Raw genomic sequence first — 19178 nt, forward strand, 5'->3', positions numbered from 1 at the left:
TGATCTCAACAGCTGCAAATCCGAAAGTGACAGGGGGTGTGTAGCAGATTGGAGCCGCAACAACGTCAATGGATGAACCAAGAAATCGCCCGCTGGCGAAGCAACCGCTTGTTGCCGGAGGTGTATTGCGATTTTCTGGATAGGTTGTACGAGCTTCCGGAAACACCGCCTGATCCGGCTTCCACCACCACATCGCAGGCGTCATGGATGGAACGTATCGTATCGATGTCCGCCAAGTGGTGGTTGACTGTATTTTTCATTTCTGCCTTGATTTGTATTGTTGGATTTTATTTTACCTTTTTTGCTCCTTCAATGCAAATTAGCGTTGTACTAGGGATCGCGATTCTCTTTATTTTTATTGCTGTACGGATTAGAAAGCGGGGGCCGGCCCGGGCGAAAGGATATGCGGTTACCGGTTGTGCGGCAGCCACGGCAGGCGGGATGCTCATCCTTTATTTACAAGGATGGAACGAATGGTGGATCGTGTTTATCGGCTGTATGGCAGCGGGGCTTCTCTGGCTCTTCTCGGGCTGGCTTGTGAGGAGCGGCTGGATGCAGGGAGCGGGCTGGTTAGGGCTTGCGTTAACGTATGCTCAAATATTGCGAACCGCGATGACCGACGTCACGTTATTGGAAAGCCAGTGGTTGTGGTTGCCGGAGTGCGTGTTAATAATATGGTTGGCATGGGCGGTGCACCGGTTCTCGAAGCCCGTCGCGGCCGGCATGTTGTTGGGAGCCATTATTTTATGGTTTATGCCGGAGATGAGCTGGGCGGCCGGGCTCATCTCAAGACAGGTCATGCCTGATATTGAGCTGCTATGCGTTTTACTCGTTAAGCTTTTCATTTTTTTCTTTTTTGCTTATTACTTTAGAAAACAGTGGGTGAACTGGATACGTGAACATCAAACTGTCAAAAAGACTGCAATGGATCGCGGGGTGGGTGCCTGAGGGCAGCCGTCTGGCGGATATCGGTTCGGATCATGCGCTTCTGCCTGTTTATCTGGCCAAGGAAAAGCGTATTTCATTTGCAGTTGCAGGCGAAGTCAATCTAGGACCTTTTGAAGCGGCCCGCCGCCAGGTGAAGGGTGCCCGCATGGAGCAGATTGTAGAGGCGAGACATGGCGACGGCCTATCCGTAGTAAAGGAAGGCGAGGTCGATTGCGTTACGATTGCCGGCATGGGCGGCAGCTTAATTGTAAATATATTATCTGCTGATCCGAAGAAGCTGGAAGGGGTTGCCCGTCTTATCCTGCAGCCGAACGTTGGCGAAGACATCGTGCGCCGCTGGCTGCGAGAACAGGGATGGGCGTTAATGCAGGAACATATTCTCGAAGAAGACGGCAAAATATATGAGGTGCTTCTTGCGGAACGTCTGACAGACGCCCAATCACTGAAAGAGCATAATGAACGATTGTATGAGACTCGGCAATTGTCATGCGGCATTGCTTTGACCGAAGATTGGTTATTGCTGTTGGGACCTTTGCTCTCGCTCAATCCCTCTTCTGTATTCGTGCAGAAGTGGAAACATGAACTTGGAAAATGGGACCGCGTGCTGAGAACGATGGAACAGGCGGAGTCGGAAGAAGCCAAGGAACGCCGTACAGCATTTGCAAAGAAACAAGCGGAAATGGAGAGGATCGTAGCATGTTTGCAAACGCTCAAACGATAGTGCAGTGGATGGAACAGCTTGCGCCCAAATCAATGGCGGTAGAGAATGACCGCATTGGCTTGCAGCTCGGTTCGATTAGGAAGGAAGTAGGACACGTGCTTGTTGCGCTGGACGTGACGGATGAAGTCGTGGACGAGGCAATACGCTTGAATGCAGGGCTTATTATTGCGCATCATGCAATCATTTTCAGGCCGCTGGCCCATTTGCAAACAGATACTCCGGCGGGAAAGCTGTATGAAAAGCTGATTAAGCATGACATCGCCGTCTATATTTCTCATACGAATTATGATGTTGCGGAAGGCGGAATGAACGACCTCATGGCGACTCTGCTGCAGCTGACGGATGTCAAAGTGCTGGAAACGCTCCAGCATGAGCAGCTGCAGAAGCTGGTCGTTTTCGTCCCGGACACGCATGCAGAGCAGGTGCGCGCCGCCATTCTGGATGCAGGCGCGGGACATATCGGGGCTTACAGCCATTGCAGCTTCAATGTAAGCGGAGTAGGCACGTTTCAGCCGCAAGACGGTACGAACCCGTTTATCGGCCATGCAGGGAAGCTGGAAGAGGTTAAGGAAGCGCGCATCGAAACGATCGTGCCGAAATCGGTAAAAAGCCGCGTCCTCCAGGCTATGTTCAAATCGCATCCGTACGAAGAAGTGGCGTATGACTTGTATCCGGTGGCTCTGGAGGGAACAGCTTACGGGTTAGGGCGGGTTGGAAAGCTCGTGGAACCGATTGCGCTGCAAGAGTTGGCAGAGCGTGTAAAGTCAAAATTCGATGTGCCTCACGTCCGGGTAGTCGGAGACCTAGATCGGCCGATTCGCAAAGTAGCCGTGCTGGGCGGTTCTGGTTCCCGCTATGTCCGGCACGCGCTGTTCCATGGAGCTGACGTGCTCGTGACGGGGGACATCGATTATCATACTGCGCATGATGCGTTGGCTGCAGGTCTTTCCATCATCGACCCGGGTCATAATGCCGAGAAAATGATGAAAGCGGATGTGGCGGCCCGTCTGCAAGCGTTGGCGGACGAGCGAGGAACTCAGACTCGTTTCCATCCTTCTGCCGTCTGTACCGAACCGTTTCAATTTTTGTAAAACTTGCTGGTTGAGTTTCAGTCCCGAACCTAGTATACTTACGAATGTTGACGGAAAGTTTGACAGACAATCGCTGGTGGCGAAAGCCGCGAGAGGAAAGTCCGGGCTCCGTAGGGCAGGATGCTGGATAACGTCCAGTCAGCGCAAGCTGAAGGATAGTGCCACAGAAATGGACCGCCGATGGCCGCATATGCGGAACAGGCAAGGGTGGAACCGTGGTGTAAGAGACCACGAGGAACGCTGGTGACTTCGTTCCTGGTAAACCCCATCTGGAGCAAGACCTAATGGGACGCAAGCCCGTCAAGGGCAACCTCGGCCCGAGGAGCGTCTGGGTTGGTCGCTGGAGCTGTGCAGCAATGTACGGCCTAGATAGATGATTGTCGCTTATTAGTGGAAGGGTAGCTCCCGCGATACCACGATGAGTACAGAACCCGGCTTATGGCAAACTTTCCGACGCTATCACGAGATATGCGACAAGTTATCCTTGTGATTCCAAGCGGATATTAAGAACTTTAGAACCGCATAGAGATGAGCTATCCCTCAAGCAGACAGATACACTTGCGGGAGGCTCCTGATAACGAATAAATGGTGGAGCAGAGATTATTTCTGCTCCACCATTTTGCGTTCCGAGCCACAATATCAAAGCACTGCAAGGCGACTCCCTGAGAAATGTACAGCTGAATGTGCAGACTACACGGCTAACCCGGCAGTTTGGCTGTATTCAGTCTAGTGGAATGGGCACCTTTCAGCGCTTGCTATTTGAAGAACTGTTCAATGGCCAGCTTTAACTGCCGATTAATATTTTGCGGGAACAACGATAGCGATGTATTGCCTTGCTCGGCCATGCTTAACGCTCTTGCCACATCCACGAGACCGTATCCGAAATATTGATCCTTGCCCGGTGACCCGAGATCGACGACACTTTGGCGCATAATATCGTATACCTCGGTATTTTTCAGACCCGGGTTGACTGAGCGGATGAGTGCAGCAAGAGCCGATACGTGCGGACATGCCATAGATGTTCCCGATAGCGCCGCATATTGATTGCTCGGATAGGTGCTCGCAATCGATGCGCCTGGCGCGACTACATCGACATAGTTGCCGTAGTTAGAAAAAGAAGCCCGTTTCTGGTTCTCATCTGTAGCGGAGACGGCGAATACTTCCGGATAAGCGGCAGGATATCCCGGCCGCTGCGTGTTATCGTTGCCGGTTGCGGCAATGAGCACTACATCGCGATCATAGGCGTATTTCACCGCGTCATGCAAAAACGCCCCGTCTACATAGTTGCCGAGACTAAGATTGATGACCTTGGCCCCATTGTCAGTCGCCCAAATAATTCCTTCCGCAACGGAATATGACGTTCCTGAACCGTTGCTGTCGAGAGCTTTGACGGGCAGGAGCGGGTTATACCAGGTCATGCCTGCGACTCCTTCGCCATTGTTCACCGTCGCTCCGATGATGCCTGCAACGTGAGTGCCGTGGCCCACGTCGTCCTGAGGGGGAATATTCGGATCAAAGACGTTGTATCCCTCGAGGAGCTTGCCCTGTAAATCACGATGCTTTAAATCCACGCCCGTATCCACGATTGCGACAATGACATCCTTTTGCCCTTTCGTCATCGCCCAGCCGCGGTTCGTATGAATGTTTGGCAAGTTCCATTGATATGCTTTATAGAGCGCGTCATTCGGTTCTTCCACAGCCACGCCGATACCCTCGGTATCCGTGCTCAGCGGAAGCTGGCTTGTCGGCACGGAAGCTCCGGAAGACTTCTCGTTCGTCATATACAGAAAATGGGGCTCGATATAGACGGGATTGAACTGCGAGAAATATTGCTCCATCCGCTCGGCCGACATCCACTTTGAGCGAAATACGTAGGTGTAGCCAAGCTTGCGCGGATGCTCGCATCCGGTATCCTTTATCATTTGCTGTAATTGCTTCGTTTCCGGGTCTTTCCGGAAGCGAACGACAATTTCATTCTGATAATAGTGGCTCGTGCCTGCGTTGTCTTCTCCATCCTGAACCTTGACATCCCGCATGGAAGAGGAATCAACTGATTTGACCCGATATTTGGATTCCGCGGGGTAAGGAACGAGGCGCAAGTTTTTTTGTTGATGCTTTCGCACCGTCTGCACGACGTGCTGATTGATCAGGGCGATAATGCCATGATCGGAATGCGGAGATGGAATTCCCATCACGACATGGCTTTTGCCGTTAATCATCAGATCGGGCGATGTGTAGGATTGGCGTTTCATCACATTGGTCTTTGCAGACTGAATGTATTCTTTTATTCGTTTATTGGTTTGCCATGATTCATCTTTCGGCAGCTGTCCCTTTACCCATTCTGTCGATTTGCCCATATCTACCCATTTCATATATACAAAATGAGGATGTGATTGCACGAATTCATCAGCCATGGCATGCATCTGTTCAGGTGATTGCTGTTTCCACTCTGTTAGCGCAATTTCCAAGTCCCGTCTCGAGTCCATAGCGAACAATCGGCCTGTAAACAACATATCCTGTTGCAATATTTGATGTTTGGCGTTCTTTTCCTGCGACGCCGTCGCCATGCCGTTCGATTGAGAATTGCGATCTGATGACCATAACAGCGGCAGCGCGAGCACTGCGACACCTAATGCGAAAGCCCCTACAATATATCGACGTTGCATCATAATTCCTCCTGTAGCATGCCGTGTCCATTTCTGCTGCAATTTCATCTTTATCCGCAGAAACGGCGGGTACTATTGGCTATAGCTTGAGAAGGCGGCACCAAATTTATACCGTGCTGTTAAGCAGCCAAACATTGGTTGGAAAGGAGTACCCTTTCACCCGTTTTTATGGTAGGATGATGAAGATAAGCCAATCATTCCAGTCATATGAACCAATTTTACCCCATTTTGATCACGAGCATCCCAAGATGCCATTCGGCATCGAATCTTGTCTGACCTTTTTGAACAAATAAGGAGGAGCTCTCATGCCAGCATCCAATGTGAAGCAACTGTGTGAAGTTTCAAGAGACAGACTGAAATATGCAATTGAGAAGCTTGAATTATTTTTGAATGAGTATACGCTGCCGCAGCTAGTCCCGGAGTATGCAGACATTGAAGCGGTCAGCTTTTATAAAGGATTTTTAACGGATTTGCGTCATACGCTCGTTTTTTCCGAAGATTGCCACGAGCGTTTGGGCGTAGCATTGCGGAGGGCCAATTTCGACGAGAGGTTTGCCGAACGGGTTCTGTACGATGTGTATCATCAGTGTGTGAACGCTTTCTTCTATCCGAAGAATGAGTGTTACTCCGAAGACGGACGCTATGCTTACACCGGTCAGGATGCCATTCGTTTCCGCATGAAGCCGGCTCGGGCGGTTAGAGATGTCGTATTGGACATCACAATAGGATTCGAGGAACTGCGCGACGAATTGGCCTATTATGAAAGTGATTATTTGACGCAGCGCCGGATGCAGAACCAGAAATAGATCGCATGAAAATTATGCAGCAATACGAAGAAGCCCCATGTTTGCCATGGGGCTTCTATTGCGTTAGAAGTTGGCACTTGAATGCAGGATACCACTCGTCATCCCCGGACAAGATGTAAACGGAGGTGATGGCTGTGAGTGATAAACCTTTAGTTAAATGCAGTGTTTCCAATTGCAAGTTCTGGGGCGATTATCGTTGTCAGGCGGAAGAAATCATGATCGATATCGACAAGCACGCCACTTCGTCACACAATGAAGAGTTTGGGAATGAATTTGGCGCGGATCACAAGGATATCGCCGCCAAGTCGTCCGTGACATGTTGTCAGACATTTGTGCAGAAGTAAGACGTGTGCCGCTTAGCGGCAGCCAACAGCTCTGTTTGCACTGATATCAGCAGGGAGTGAGAGTCGATGGCAAGTCATAAGAAACGCCAGGCCCGCCGCTTAAAGCGCAAGCGTGAACGAAAGCCACAAAATGAGAATCGCGGCGTTGAATTTGCTGCTGAAGCAGGTATGCTGCCGCTGGCGAAAGCGCGAAGCGATTCAGTCGAGGGGACAAAAATCGATCAATTTTCCGCGGTAGGCGCATTTGCCGTTATTTTTTCAATCATTTCCCTTATCCTGTTTCCGGTACCAATGGGATTAAGCGGCGCAGGCTTAGGCGCCCTCGCTTATGTACAAGGCAGCCGCACATCGGGAATTTTTGCGATTGTTATTGGATTGTTTTCGGCAATGGTTCGACTCGTGCTTCTTTCTTTCTACGGATAATTTAGAAATGGCTTGACCTGGCAGGTGCTGGCGTCAGGCCTTTTTTTTGCCGGGTGAAGGCAAAGCGCGAACAGCATATCCCAGTCACCGCCATTCTGAAAAATGATGGTGATTTTTATATAAAACGTGTAAAATAAATGAATATGAATCAAGCATATGGGGATCAACAACGGGGGAGTGAGAAGTTGGAACTCCAACGCTGTATTGATCTTTTTTGTTGTGACAAGGAGGGATTCGCTTGAACTTACCAGTGTTGTACTGCGACCATAGCGCGTCGACGCCTCCTCATCCAGACGTCATTCGGACGATTGCCGAGGTGATGGAGCAGGTATATGCCAATCCGTCGTCGATTCATCAAGCCGGCGGTCAAGCGGAACAGCTCATCCGGCGAGCCAGAGAGGTTGTAGCGCGTGCTTTGAACGTTCATGCTGGAGAGGTTATTTTTACTTCTGGCGCGACAGAAAGCAATAACCTTGCCATATTGGGCAGTGCGCACGCTCATGCGGCAGATGGCAAGCCTAGACATATGATAGTGTCCGAAGTGGAGCATGCTTCGGTATATGAGTGTTACAAGCAGTTGGGACGGGAAGGAATGGAAGTTACGTATATCCCTGTCGATAAGAATGGATGCGTTCAACCGGAACAAATTGAAGCGGCAATACGTCCGCATACGATTATGGTGAGCGTAATGCATGTCAACAATGAAACGGGATCGTTGCAGCCGTTGGCGGAAATAGGCAGCTTATTGAACCGATATCCGAAAATCGCCTTCCATGTGGACGGAGTCCAAGGCCTTGGGAAAGTTCCAGTGGATATTAATCAGTGGGGGGTTGACTTGTACAGCTTGTCGGGACATAAAATTGGCGGACCTAAAGGAGCAGGCGTATTAATTAGACGCAGAGAAGTGCTGCTCAAGCCGCTCTTTTACGGCGGCAAGCAGGAGCACGAGCTCCGGCCGGGCACGGAAAATGTGCCGGGCATCGTCGGATTGGCCAAAGCGATTCGCTTGGCTGCGGAGGGCCAGCCGAGCAACTACGAGAAGCTTGTTTCATTGCGCGAGCAGGCTGTGACTCATCTGCGCTTGCTTGGACCGCTCGTGGTCAACAGCCCGGAGCTTCCGTTTGCCGCACCGCACATCATAAATATATCGTTCCCTGGCATGAAGTCCGAAGTGGTCGTGCATGCGCTCGAGGAACGGGGGATTATCGTATCGACGCAATCTGCATGCTCTTCTAAGCTGCACAAGCCGAGCCGCGTGCTCTTGGCTATGACGCACGACGCGGCCATAGCTTCAAGCGGGATAAGAATCAGTCTGGATGCAAGTTGCTCCGAGCAAGATATCGCCCGTTTGAATGCAGCCTTCACGGAAGTGACCGACCAATTGCGTCCGTTAATGAAGAAATAAATGAATGAAGAGATAGATCTGAGAGGCAGGTAAACAAGCTATTATGGATTACGATATGATTCTTCTTCGATACGGAGAAATTGCAATTAAAGGGAAGAACCGCAGCCGCTTTGAAAAAGCTGCCTACCACCACGTCAAAGCCGTGTTGGCTCCATTTCCGCGCACGAAGATCATTAAAGAGTACGGAAGACTGTATGTGGAACTGTACGGCGAACCGTTTCAAGAGGTCATTCAAGTGCTGAAGCACATTTTTGGCATCGTCTCGCTCAGTCCGGTCAAGCGGGCTCCTTCGGAGCTGGAGCCGATTATCGAAACGGCCAAGAAGCTGATGCAAGAAATGAACCCCGGACCGAACACTACGTTCAAGGTCAACGCCCGCCGGGCATGGAAGGCGTTTCCGCATGGTTCGCAGGAACTGCAGCATCTTGTCGGCGCGCCGGTGCTGCGAGAGTTCCCGCAGCTGAAAGTGGATGTGCGCCAGCCCGAGATTGAGCTCCGAGTGGAAGTGCGGGAAGAGGGGACATATTTATTCAGTGAAGTGATAAAGGCGGCAGGGGGCTTCCCCTTGGCGTCGAACGGCAAAGCGATGCTGCTTCTGTCCGGCGGCATAGACAGTCCGGTAGCCGGTTACCAAGCGCTGCGCAAAGGCTTGGAAGTGGAAGCCATTCATTTTCACAGCTACCCGTTCACAAGTGAACGTGCGAAGCAGAAGGTGCTTGACCTAGCGCAGGTGCTCGCCAATTATGCCGGACGCATTCGTGTTCATCTCGTTCCGTTCACGGATATTCAGACACGGCTGCACCAAGCCGGCCACGAGAATTTGCTCATTACGCTCATGCGCCGCGCGATGCTGCGCATCTCTACGCAGCTCGCAGAGGAGCGCAAAGCGATGGCGCTCGTCACGGGGGACAGCTTGGGGCAAGTGGCAAGCCAGACACTCGGCAGCATGAACGTAATCGGGCGGGCAAGCGATCTTCCTTTGCTGCGGCCGCTCGTGGCCATGGACAAGGATCAAATTATAAGATATGCTGAGCAAATCGGCACGTACGACTTGTCGATTTTGCCGTATGAGGATTGCTGCACGCTATTTGTTCCGAAATCGCCGGCCACGAACCCGAATCTCAAGGTTGTGGAACGGGTAGAACAGTCGATTCCTGAGCTCGAACAATTGATTGCAGCTGCGGTAGAGGGAACGGAAGCGATTGTTTTACGGGCTGGCGGACGTCCTGATGATGCCATCGTCATTAATGCTAATAAAGGAAAGACTGAATATAAGGAACAACAAGGAATAAACCATAACAACGACGTGCAGGAAATCGATTCCGTTCACGGCGATTGGTTCTAAAAAATGGTCTAGCCCGTCTTCCTCCGACATAGACCTTAAACAGGGGAGGGGACGGGCATTGGAATCATTGTGGCTGTTAGCAGAAATACTGGTCATTAATCTCGTGTTAAGCGGAGACAATGCCGTCGTTATTGCCATGTCGAGCCAACATTTGCCGGAAACGCAGCGGAAGCGGGCGGTATGGTGGGGTGTAGGCGGTGCCGTGCTGCTGCGCTGCCTCTTGACCGTGGTAGCCATGTGGCTGCTTCAAATCCCGCTGCTCAAGGCGGCGGGAGGGATTTTGCTCTTTGTCATCGCAGTTCAATTGCTGGCGGATCGGAGCCATGCCCCTTCACGCACCGGAGTATCCTATTCATTATGGAGCGCGGTTCAGACCATACTGATAGCAGACTTCGTGATGAGCTTGGATAATGTGCTGGCCATCGCTGCGATAGCCAAGGGGCAAATGTCCTATATTATTATTGGGATCGCGCTTAGCATCCCCATCATTGTGTGGGGCAGCACCATTATTAGCAAATGGCTGCAGCGCATGCCTGTATTAATTTTTGTTGGTTCTGGCATCCTTGGATTTACTGCGGGAGAAATGATTGCATCGGATGAAAGGTTGGCTCTATGGATGCCAAAACTGTGGATGGGCCTGCACCATGGGTTCCCGTGGGCAATGGTTGTGATCGTCATCATCATCGGCATGGTGATCCGGCATCAGGACCGTGTCCGGGCAGGATAAGCTGCCGGCGATTCATTGATCTTGCCCTTCCTGCCCAGCGTGGCAGGGAGTTTTTTTGCAGTTATGGAAGAAACGGTTTTTTTTCGGATGAGGTAGTATTTTTGCGAACTTTCATATACACTAGAAAAAGTAAAAAAGACGCGAATTGCGTCGTATTATGTCCAACCCACAATGAGCCTTTGGACACATGGGAGGTTGACATATGGATAAAAATCAACGAGTAATCGGCATCGTTATATTGGTTGCGGGTTTTATTATCTTGTTGGGAAAATGGGGAGCATTCTCCTTTATCGGCGGAACGTTGTGGCCTCTCCTTCTGTTTGTTATCGGAGTGGCTGTATATGGGTTAGTGCGGGTTCGTCTGGCTCCGCCAATTGCGCTTGTGCCTGCCGGCATGCTGACGGTGTATGGCCTGCTGTTCATGGCGAGCCATTGGATTCATTGGCGGCTGTTCGGTCTGTTATGGCCGCTGCTGCTGCTTGGCATTGCTCTGGGTTTGTACGGATACTATGTGTACGATCCGCATCGTCCGCGGGGAGCCTGGCTTGGGGCGCTTCTGTTCGGAGGAGTTGGCATAGCGATGCTTACCCTTATGTTAGTCTTTGCGGTTGGAACGTATATGATCGCTATCGCGCTCATTTGTGTTGGCGCAGGTTTGGTATTTGGCGGTGTACGCAGCCGCTTCAGGTAATACAGTTCAGTCAGTTCATTTGGCAACCGTCTACGGAGAAGAGACGCCGCCCTTCGGCGTCTTTATTCTTGGTCGTTTCTGAATGTAAATTTTATCCATAACTAGAAGGGAAAGATTTACTTTATGCAAGAAAGAAATCAAATTCGCAATATCGCTATTATCGCTCACGTCGACCATGGGAAGACGACTCTCGTCGACAAGCTGCTGCAGCAATCCGGAACATTCCGCGAGAATGAACACGTGCACGAACGGGCCATGGACTCCAATGATTTGGAGCGTGAGCGCGGAATTACGATCCTTGCGAAAAATACGGCGATTACGTACAAAGATTACTTGATTAACATTGTCGATACACCGGGACACGCCGATTTCGGCGGAGAAGTAGAACGCATCATGAAAATGGTCGACGGCGTGCTGCTTGTCGTAGACGCATTCGAAGGCTGTATGCCGCAAACGAAATTCGTGCTGCGCAAAGCGTTAGAGCATCAATTGACGCCGATCGTCGTCGTCAACAAAATCGATCGGCCAAATGCCCGGCCGACTGAAGTTATCGACGAAGTGCTCGAACTGTTCATTGAGCTGGACGCGAATGACGAGCAGCTTGATTTCCCTGTCGTATACGCATCCGCTCTGAACGGAACTTCGAGTCTCGATCCCGAGCAGCAGGATGAGAACATGCAGGCGTTGTATGAGACCATCGTATCCCATATTCCCGCACCTCAGGAAAATCCGGATGAACCGTTCCAATTTCTTGTTACGCTGCTCGATTATAATGAGTATATGGGACGTATCGCCATCGGCCGCATCAATCGCGGACGCGTGCGGCAAGGCCAATCGATTGCTGTAATTAACCGCGAGGGTCAAGTGAAGCAGGCCCGCATCGAGAAGCTGTTCGGCTTCCAAGGCTTGAAGCGCATCGAACGGGAAGAAGCCGGCGCCGGCGATATTGTGGCCATTGCCGGAATTAAAGACATCAACATCGGAGAAACGCTTGCAGATGCTTCGAAACCTGAAGCATTGCCTGTTCTCCATATCGATGAGCCTACGCTGCAAATGACGTTCCTGGTCAACAACAGCCCATTCGCCGGACGGGAAGGAAAATGGATCACTTCACGCAAGCTGCGCGAACGCCTCATGAAAGAGTTGGAAACCGACGTCAGCCTTAGGGTGGAAGATACGGACAGCCCGGATGCTTTCATCGTATCCGGCCGCGGGGAGCTGCATCTTGGCATTCTGATCGAGAATATGCGCCGTGAAGGTTATGAGCTTCAAGTGTCGAAGCCGGAAGTAATCATCAAAGTGATCGACGGGCAGAAGAAAGAGCCGATCGAGCGCTTGCTGATTGATATCCCTGAGGATTCCATGGGATCTGTTATGGAAAGCTTGGGAACTAGAAAAGCAGAAATGGTTAACATGATTAATCATGGCACTGGACAAATCCGTCTTGAGTTTTTGATTCCTGCTCGCGGCCTAATCGGCTACAGCACGAACTTCCTGACATTGACGCGCGGATACGGAATCATGAACCATGCGTTCGATCATTACGGTCCTTATGTCGGCGGTCAAGTCGGCGGACGCCATCAAGGTGTGCTTGTCTCGACAGAGACAGGCTCTACGACGCTCTACGGCATTCTGTCGGTAGAGGATCGCGGCATTCTGTTTGTAAATCCGGGAACGGAAGTATACGAAGGCATGATTGTCGGCGAACATAACCGCGATAATGATATTGTCGTTAACATCTGCAAAGAGAAGGCCCTGACGAACGTACGCTCTGCCACCAAAGAGGATACAGTGAAAATGAAGACGCCGCGCTTATTCTCGTTGGAGCATGCGCTGGAATATTTGAACGACGATGAATATTGTGAAATTACACCGTCTTCGGTTCGGCTGCGCAAGAAAATTTTGAACAAAGGTGAACGTGAACGAGCAGAAAAAATGCGCAAAACGTCTGAATCCCATGTATAATGGGATTTGGACAACTTTGGCAAAGGAGTGACCGTTCACATGCAACAATGGCTGGCATCTCATCCTTATGTTAGCTACTTGCTTATCTTTGTGTTTATTGTTTATATTTTCAACAAAGTGTTTCGAGTGCAAAAGCTGCCTATCCTTAAAGAAATAATCATTTATTTGTTTATGGCGCTGGGCGCTTTTGTACTGCTTATTTTTCAAATTGACAAGCTGCCCATTGTGCAGTGCCTCTTTGTGGCAGTTGCTTTGATGTTTATGGTGCGCATTCGTTATTTCGTCGAAGCGCGGCGCAAGAAGACGACTGATCAACAAAACTAGCCGCCCGCTGTTATCCGATTTTCCAGGACAGATAAGAGAAAGGGAGAACGGTTCAGATGATGAAGCTGCAAGTCGCCTTATTCAATTGGCTGCAAATCCACATTGTGTCTGAAGCGCGTCCGGAGGATCATGCCGCCAAGGAAACGCTTCATTTTTTTACGGATATATTGAGGGAGGATCACCACTTGTCTTCCTTCCAGGCCAGCCTGGAGGAAGAACGGGAACAATACGTCATTACGTATCAGTGTAACGGAGGGCTTTATACGCAAGAGGTCGACCGCGACGAAGCGGAACGTTTATGGAAAGATATCGAAAGCAATCCGAAATATAGTGGGTAAGTGAGGGAAGATATGAATTCATCGACACCATTGCCACCGAGACAGAAACCGCAGCGGCGTAAGGCATCGGACAAGAAGCGGGGGATACCGAAATGGTTGAAGGTGACGCTTATCTCTGTGCTGGTCGTATCTATCGGCATCCTTAGTTATGCGGGATATTTGCTGTTCTATGCCAATAGTAAGCTCGAGGACATATCGACGGTCAGCAAAGAGGGCGAGGGAAGCGGCACGGTGCAAGAAACATTGTCGCCGACGAAAGAGCCGTTCTCGTTCATCCTGCTCGGAATCGACTACCGGCCGGAGTTGCCGGGACGGCGTACCGATGTCGTCATGGTCGGCGCCATGCACCCCGAGACACAGGAAGCGGTTCTCGTGTCATTGCCGCGCGATACTTATTTCGAATTAACGGGGTATACTCCTGATAAGCTGAATCATTATTATCCTAAATTTTTCACGCTTAAAGAGCAGGGCAAGCTTGATAGCGCCTCTCCGGAGGATGAGATGAAAGCGATGCTCGGCCAGTACTTGGATATTAATATCGACTATGCGGCGGTCATTGACTTCAAAGGCTTTGTCGATGTGGTTGATGCAGTCGGCGGGGTTGATGTAAACGTAGATCAGAACATGTGCTACCGCGACCGGGCGGACGGAACGAATATTAACCTGAGCGCCGGCTTGCAAACTCTCGACGGGAAAAATACGCTGGACTTCGTCCGATATCGGAAATCCAATTGCCGTCCTATGACGAAGGGAACGACAGACGGGGATCGGAACGTGCGGCAGAACGCCGTTTTACAGGAGCTCGTTGGAAAAATGCAAACGTTGGGCGGAATCGCCAAAATTACGGATATCATTGACGCCATGGCTAACAATTTCAAGATTGATATGACGCCAAGTCAAATTCGCAACTCGCTGACGACATATATTGGCATTAATCGCAATGATATTCATTATATGCCGGTGGATGGGGACTGGAAGAGTCCGTACATTTACGTCAATCAAGAGCAGCTGGAGCAAGGCAAGCAAGCATTAAAGGATGTGCTCGCCGGGCGATCGTTGAAAGCGCCGCAGCCTGCCGATAGCGAGAGCGGCACGTCAGGAACCGACAGCGACAAGACAACAGCTCCTGCGGCATAAGGGCAACACCACAGTAACCGTTCAAAGGTAACTTGTTGAACTGCCTTCATTGGGCAAGTGGGTAAGTAGATGCAATATTTCCCTTATGTTATAATACAATAAATTGTAGCCGCGAACTTGTTTAGGAGGTCTGATTGATGTCCGAAAATAACGCTGCACTTCACGAGGATCTATTTGCTCAATTGCAACAAGAATCGTTCATTCTGCTTCATACGACCGATGCCGAATCAGGCGGACCGACGACGAGCGCCATACCATGGGTTCATGCCGTTCATGAGCGCAAGCTTCGCATTGCAATTGACATGCGCTCCCGGTTAGTGAACAACATGAAGCAGCATCGTTCGGTTGCCGTCACGATCTTCGGGGCCAACACGGTAACGGCCGTTTACGGCGAAGCTTCGGTTATTGCGGAACCGCTGCCGGATGTTCCTTTGAAGCTAGCTTGTTTTGACATTGAGATTACATCGGTCCGTGATGCCATGTTTTATGGCGCGCAGCTCAACGCGATTCCACAATATGAGAAGACGTATAATAAGCGTGCAGCGGATAAGCTGGACGGTCAAGTATTCGAAGCCATGCGAAAAGCCTAGTGTATATACTAGGCTTTTCGTGCGTTATTGGAGCTTGTCCATTTCATACTTGCAGATGCGGCTGCAAGCTACATCGATTTCTTCATTTTAGGATTATCTGTATGGGACGGTGGTTGGTTTTGCTTTACGGCATTTGGCATTTGAGGGACGATACGTCCGATAATGTCGGCCAATTCATTCGTGAAGCCGGAAATCGGACGCCCTTGCGCCGTATCGGCCGAAATTTCGCGCAATCGTTCATTAATGTCCATATCTGCCGTTACAATCGCATTCGCCCCGTATTTGTCTTTGCTTAATGCTTCTGCTACAGAATATTTGATTGTCCCGACTCGGGAACGTTCTGACTTCCCATCTACATCAATGCCTACGATAGCTGTATTACCGAATACAACACAATTCACTCCGCGCACGCCGGGAACGTTTAACGCCAAGGAGGATAAATGTTCTTTGACCGTTTCAGCATCCCGTATCGGTTGCTTGGCGTTATTCGCCGTATTCGACTTTGCGTTGTACGAGTTGCTTTGTGGTGAAGCTTGTTTTTGGGCGTTGCCGCATCCGGCAAGCAGGCCGATGATGAGCATGGCTACAAGCAAACTGCGCATATTTCATCGTTCCTTTCTTCAACGTTTGTAATTAAAAATTGCAGCATTGCTACTGTTATAGTGTGAACGGCGTCTGCATTTTTTATGTAACACAGCAAGAGGCCGCAAGCCGATACATGAAAATGATATTGTCCGTGCGAAAGGGAGATCGTATGAATAAAATCTTTGTATTGGATACGAATGTGTTGCTGCATGATCCGAATGCGTTGTTTGCCTTTGGAGATAATGAAGTGATTATTCCCGCCGTTGTGCTCGAGGAAATGGATTCTAAAAAGCGCAATGCCGATGAAATCGGCCGCAATGCCCGCACTGTATCCCGCCAGTTAGACAGACTGAGAGAGGAAGGCCACTTGCACAGCGGCGTGCCTCTTCATAACGGAGGCAGGCTTACTGTGGAGCTGAATCATCGCAGCTTCGTCAGGGTACAGGAAATGTTCGGAGAAATCACAAACGATAACCGCATATTGGCGGTCGCTCTCAATTATCATTTGGAACAGCAGGAAACGGATGCTCCCGCCGAAGTGATTCTGGTTAGCAAGGATGTTCTCGTGCGTATAAAAGCGGACGTGCTTGGGCTGCATACCGAGGATTATACGTCTGACCGCACCGTACAATCCAGTGATGATCTATATTGCGGAAGCGTCACCTTGTTCGTTCATCCCGGAGTGATAGATGAGTACTATTCGTACCGGTATTTGCAAGTGAAGAATCTTCAGCTCAAGTCGGCGCTGCACCCTCACCAATTCGTCATTCTAAAGGATAGCTTGGGCACGAGCAAATCAGCTTTGTTAAAAGTGAATGCCGATGCCAGCAGGCTCGAACCGCTGTTCCTGAGCAATGACCCGGTCTGGGGCATTGCCGCACGCAACGCCCAACAGCGCATGGCGTTGGAACTGCTGCTGAATGATGATATTCCGTTGGTGACGATGGCGGGGAAAGCGGGAACCGGCAAGACGTTATTAGCGCTTGCGGCAGGGCTGCTCAAGGTGGAGGATGATCGAAAATACAAAAAGCTGCTCATCGCTCGGCCGGTCGTTCCGATGGGGAAGGATATCGGCTATTTGCCGGGAGAGAAGGAAGAGAAGCTGCGGCCTTGGATGCAGCCAATTTATGATAATCTTGAATTTTTGTTCGACACGAAAAAAGCGGGGGATATCGAGAAAATATTGCTCGGCATGGGCAATATCCAAGTGGAGGCGCTGACTTATATTCGCGGTCGCTCCATTCCCGGTCAGTTCATCATTATCGACGAGGCGCAGAACTTATCCAGGCATGAAGTGAAGACGATCGTTTCCCGGGCCGGCGAAGGCAGCAAAATCGTGTTAATGGGCGACCCGGCACAGATTGACCATCCGTATTTAGACTCTACAAGCAATGGCCTGACCTATTTGGTGGAACGATTCAAGCCGGAGAGCATTAGCGGCCATATCACGTTGGAAAAAGGGGAGCGTTCCCGTCTGGCGCAGCTGGCAGCCGATCTGCTGTAAGGAGTATGGAAAACGATAAAATGGGCCTTTGGGATAGTGCCACAGGCTCTTTTTTCTTAAAAAGAATTGCTTCGCTTACGGGACAAGGGTCGGACTTGGGTGCTACAATAGGGATGATGATTTGGACGATTTGATCAACTTGATCCATGGGAAGGAGAGAGCGATGCCGAACCTGAAAAAGACGCTGGTAACCATACTGATGATCGTCATTTCGTTACTCTTACTGTCCCAGTTTAGCGGCAGCGTGCCATTGTTTACCGAATCAGAGCATTCACAGGCCGAGGTTGCGAAGCATCCTCCGCAGTCGAAAAAGAATGAAACAATGAAGCAATTGAAAGTCGCCGTTCACCTATCGCCGATGTCTTTCATTCAGCTGCGCAAACTAAATCAGTCGTTTATAGATGAAACGGGCATCTTCGTTGAGCTGGTGAACACAAATGATGAGCAAGCGGCAGAACAATGGCCGCGTGAACTGCAAATGCAAGAAAGCGCCGATATCATGCTGACGGATAGCAGCTCAGTCACACGGTACGCCAAGAAAGGATGGCTGCTCCCTATGGATTCGGCTTCCAATGGGAGTGAAGCATCTCCGGATTGGTTGAATGAGCGAATCAAGTGGAACGGATATACATGGGCAGTGCCTGCACAGCTGGAGCCGTATGTGCTGGTATGGAACAAAGACAAGCTCAAGCCCGGAACTTCACTTCCCTCGACATGGAAAGACTGGGAGCGGCTGTTTGCATCGAGAGAGAGCATCACTCCGCCATCGAATGGTCAGCAGGGTCCCGCCGCTTCACGCGGCGGAGAGTCCAAGGGAGGGGACCGGGCTGCATTGCCGCCGGTTGAGATTCCTCCCGCCGCCCAACTTCCGGCAACGTGGTTTGCTTGGCATGAGCAGGATGAATATGCGCTGCTATCCATGCTGTGGCGTTTGGGCCTTCTCGTGCCTGAGTCCAGCCCAGCATCGGCCCGGCAGAAAGACTGGGTCACCACGCGTACGGTAAACGGGGCGGGAGCTGCAGATATAACATGGAGCCAAACCGTGTCAGAGCTGGAACCGTACCGCAGCCACTTTAAAGCATGGAAGAAGTCAGCCAGCAGCGGCGAGACATGGGATTTGCTGAAATCGGGAGAAATAGGCTTTGCAGTCGTCCCGTATTCAGAAGCGGTGCTAGAAGTAAGCGATCCGCTCGCCATCGAGCCGCCGGGAGAAGTCAAGCTGCCTGCGGGGCTATGGGTGGCAAGCCGCTGTTATGTCATTGCTGCGCATTCGCCGAACGAAGCTGAAGCAAGGCGTTGGATTGACTACATGACGCGTGTAACCGTCCAGCATGATTGGTATGATACTTTATCCGTGCTTCCCGTTCATGAAGAAGCGTACATAGAGCCGTGGAAAGACATCCTTGAGTGGCTGCCGCAGCACTTCCTGCCCTATGATGCCAACGATAGCAATTTAATTAAGAAAGCAGAACCGTTGGAAACCTGGATGGCATCCGTTCGGAGATGGATGGACGGGGATATGACAATCGCCCAGTTGAATCAGGCGTGGCTACGGAAATAGAAAAGAA

Annotated in this window: 19 protein-coding genes and 1 other RNA gene; 18 read left to right on the top strand and 2 right to left on the bottom strand. The window is 50.6% G+C overall.

The annotated features are described in order from the left end of the window. Window positions 1–48 precede the first annotated feature (48 nt). From JSQ80_RS19350 to rnpB, 4 genes are all read left to right on the top strand, one after another. On the top strand, window positions 49–948 hold the full coding sequence (locus JSQ80_RS19350; RefSeq protein ID WP_206096369.1) for a hypothetical protein: 900 nt from the start codon (window positions 49–51) through the stop codon (window positions 946–948). Further along, window positions 896–1669: a tRNA (adenine(22)-N(1))-methyltransferase TrmK gene (locus tag JSQ80_RS19355; protein WP_206096370.1), complete on the top strand. Its 774-nt coding sequence runs from the start codon at window positions 896–898 to the stop codon at window positions 1667–1669. Before JSQ80_RS19350 ends, JSQ80_RS19355 begins: the two co-directional genes overlap by 53 nt. Further along, complete coding sequence (locus tag JSQ80_RS19360; protein WP_206096371.1) at window positions 1645–2760, top strand: Nif3-like dinuclear metal center hexameric protein; 1116 nt, start codon at window positions 1645–1647, stop codon at window positions 2758–2760. Before JSQ80_RS19355 ends, JSQ80_RS19360 begins: the two co-directional genes overlap by 25 nt. A 54-nt stretch (window positions 2761–2814) precedes the next feature. Further along, an RNA gene (gene rnpB / locus JSQ80_RS19365) (RNase P RNA component class A) lies at window positions 2815–3214 on the top strand. A 301-nt stretch (window positions 3215–3515) separates the two neighbouring features. On the opposite strand, the gene JSQ80_RS19370 is transcribed toward rnpB, so the two are convergent. Next, complete coding sequence (locus tag JSQ80_RS19370; RefSeq protein WP_206096372.1) at window positions 3516–5429, bottom strand: S8 family peptidase; 1914 nt, start codon at window positions 5427–5429, stop codon at window positions 3516–3518. Window positions 5430–5731: 302 nt separating this feature from the next. On the opposite strand from JSQ80_RS19370, the gene JSQ80_RS19375 reads away from it, so the two are divergent. The 12 genes from JSQ80_RS19375 (at window position 5732) to JSQ80_RS19430 (ending at window position 15521) form a co-directional block, all read left to right on the top strand. After that, complete coding sequence (locus tag JSQ80_RS19375) at window positions 5732–6232, top strand: DUF3907 family protein (protein WP_206096373.1); 501 nt, start codon at window positions 5732–5734, stop codon at window positions 6230–6232. Between the two features lie 128 nt (window positions 6233–6360). Then, a complete protein-coding gene (locus tag JSQ80_RS19380; RefSeq protein ID WP_087432603.1) occupies window positions 6361–6576 on the top strand; it encodes a DUF1540 domain-containing protein in 216 nt (71 codons plus the stop codon). A gap of 66 nt (window positions 6577–6642) precedes the next feature. Beyond that, on the top strand, window positions 6643–6999 hold the full coding sequence (locus JSQ80_RS19385; RefSeq protein ID WP_206096374.1) for a hypothetical protein: 357 nt from the start codon (window positions 6643–6645) through the stop codon (window positions 6997–6999). A gap of 250 nt (window positions 7000–7249) precedes the next feature. Continuing rightward, entirely contained in the window at window positions 7250–8404 is a 1155-nt protein-coding gene (locus JSQ80_RS19390; protein ID WP_418888905.1) for a cysteine desulfurase family protein, read from the top strand. 43 nt (window positions 8405–8447) lie between these two features. Beyond that, window positions 8448–9749, top strand: a complete 1302-nt coding sequence (gene thiI / locus JSQ80_RS19395; protein ID WP_206096376.1) for a tRNA uracil 4-sulfurtransferase ThiI — start codon at window positions 8448–8450, stop codon at window positions 9747–9749. A 58-nt stretch (window positions 9750–9807) separates the two neighbouring features. Next, complete coding sequence (locus JSQ80_RS19400; RefSeq protein ID WP_206096377.1) at window positions 9808–10476, top strand: TerC family protein; 669 nt, start codon at window positions 9808–9810, stop codon at window positions 10474–10476. 202 nt (window positions 10477–10678) lie between these two features. Continuing rightward, window positions 10679–11167 carry a glutamate synthase gene (locus JSQ80_RS19405; RefSeq protein ID WP_087432608.1) on the top strand — a complete coding sequence of 163 codons (489 nt, stop codon included), beginning with the start codon at window positions 10679–10681 and terminating at the stop codon, window positions 11165–11167. Between the two features lie 123 nt (window positions 11168–11290). Then, the gene (gene typA / locus JSQ80_RS19410) at window positions 11291–13132 is read left to right on the top strand and encodes a translational GTPase TypA (protein WP_087432609.1); all 1842 of its coding nucleotides are present in this window, start codon (window positions 11291–11293) and stop codon (window positions 13130–13132) included. Between the two features lie 39 nt (window positions 13133–13171). Beyond that, window positions 13172–13456, top strand: coding sequence for a YlaH-like family protein (locus JSQ80_RS19415; protein ID WP_087432610.1), 285 nt, complete (start codon window positions 13172–13174; stop codon window positions 13454–13456). Between the two features lie 56 nt (window positions 13457–13512). Further along, window positions 13513–13794, top strand: a complete 282-nt coding sequence (locus JSQ80_RS19420) for a hypothetical protein (RefSeq protein WP_206096378.1) — start codon at window positions 13513–13515, stop codon at window positions 13792–13794. A 12-nt stretch (window positions 13795–13806) separates the two neighbouring features. Continuing rightward, entirely contained in the window at window positions 13807–14931 is a 1125-nt protein-coding gene (locus tag JSQ80_RS19425; protein ID WP_087432612.1) for an LCP family protein, read from the top strand. Window positions 14932–15068: 137 nt separating this feature from the next. Continuing rightward, window positions 15069–15521, top strand: coding sequence for a PNPOx family protein (locus JSQ80_RS19430; protein WP_206096379.1), 453 nt, complete (start codon window positions 15069–15071; stop codon window positions 15519–15521). Window positions 15522–15589: 68 nt separating this feature from the next. On the opposite strand, the gene JSQ80_RS19435 is transcribed toward JSQ80_RS19430, so the two are convergent. Then, a complete protein-coding gene (locus JSQ80_RS19435) occupies window positions 15590–16123 on the bottom strand; it encodes a YhcN/YlaJ family sporulation lipoprotein (protein WP_206096380.1) in 534 nt (177 codons plus the stop codon). A gap of 152 nt (window positions 16124–16275) precedes the next feature. On the opposite strand from JSQ80_RS19435, the gene JSQ80_RS19440 reads away from it, so the two are divergent. Further along, window positions 16276–17610: a PhoH family protein gene (locus JSQ80_RS19440; protein WP_087433059.1), complete on the top strand. Its 1335-nt coding sequence runs from the start codon at window positions 16276–16278 to the stop codon at window positions 17608–17610. Between the two features lie 163 nt (window positions 17611–17773). Then, a complete protein-coding gene (locus tag JSQ80_RS19445) occupies window positions 17774–19171 on the top strand; it encodes an extracellular solute-binding protein (protein ID WP_206096381.1) in 1398 nt (465 codons plus the stop codon). Window positions 19172–19178 lie beyond the last annotated feature (7 nt).

Source organism: Paenibacillus apiarius (genome assembly GCF_017052585.1).
Taxonomy (GTDB): Bacteria; Bacillota; Bacilli; order Paenibacillales; family Paenibacillaceae; genus Paenibacillus_B; species Paenibacillus_B apiarius.

Bases quoted from the DNA above. Each gene is read 5' to 3' on its own strand.
- JSQ80_RS19420 (WP_206096378.1), top strand. From the start codon at position 13,513: ATGATGAAGCTGCAAGTCGCCTTATTCAATTGGCTGCAAATCCACATT.
- JSQ80_RS19415 (WP_087432610.1), top strand. From the start codon at position 13,172: ATGCAACAATGGCTGGCATCTCATCCTTATGTTAGCTACTTGCTTATC.
- JSQ80_RS19435 (WP_206096380.1), bottom strand. From the start codon at position 16,123: ATGCGCAGTTTGCTTGTAGCCATGCTCATCATCGGCCTGCTTGCCGGA.
- JSQ80_RS19430 (WP_206096379.1), top strand. From the start codon at position 15,069: ATGTCCGAAAATAACGCTGCACTTCACGAGGATCTATTTGCTCAATTG.
- JSQ80_RS19445 (WP_206096381.1), top strand. From the start codon at position 17,774: ATGCCGAACCTGAAAAAGACGCTGGTAACCATACTGATGATCGTCATT.
- JSQ80_RS19375 (WP_206096373.1), top strand. From the start codon at position 5,732: ATGCCAGCATCCAATGTGAAGCAACTGTGTGAAGTTTCAAGAGACAGA.
- thiI (WP_206096376.1), top strand. From the start codon at position 8,448: ATGGATTACGATATGATTCTTCTTCGATACGGAGAAATTGCAATTAAA.
- JSQ80_RS19425 (WP_087432612.1), top strand. From the start codon at position 13,807: ATGAATTCATCGACACCATTGCCACCGAGACAGAAACCGCAGCGGCGT.
- JSQ80_RS19380 (WP_087432603.1), top strand. From the start codon at position 6,361: ATGGCTGTGAGTGATAAACCTTTAGTTAAATGCAGTGTTTCCAATTGC.
- JSQ80_RS19370 (WP_206096372.1), bottom strand. From the start codon at position 5,429: ATGATGCAACGTCGATATATTGTAGGGGCTTTCGCATTAGGTGTCGCA.
- JSQ80_RS19385 (WP_206096374.1), top strand. From the start codon at position 6,643: ATGGCAAGTCATAAGAAACGCCAGGCCCGCCGCTTAAAGCGCAAGCGT.
- JSQ80_RS19440 (WP_087433059.1), top strand. From the start codon at position 16,276: ATGAATAAAATCTTTGTATTGGATACGAATGTGTTGCTGCATGATCCG.
- JSQ80_RS19360 (WP_206096371.1), top strand. From the start codon at position 1,645: ATGTTTGCAAACGCTCAAACGATAGTGCAGTGGATGGAACAGCTTGCG.
- typA (WP_087432609.1), top strand. From the start codon at position 11,291: ATGCAAGAAAGAAATCAAATTCGCAATATCGCTATTATCGCTCACGTC.
- JSQ80_RS19405 (WP_087432608.1), top strand. From the start codon at position 10,679: ATGGATAAAAATCAACGAGTAATCGGCATCGTTATATTGGTTGCGGGT.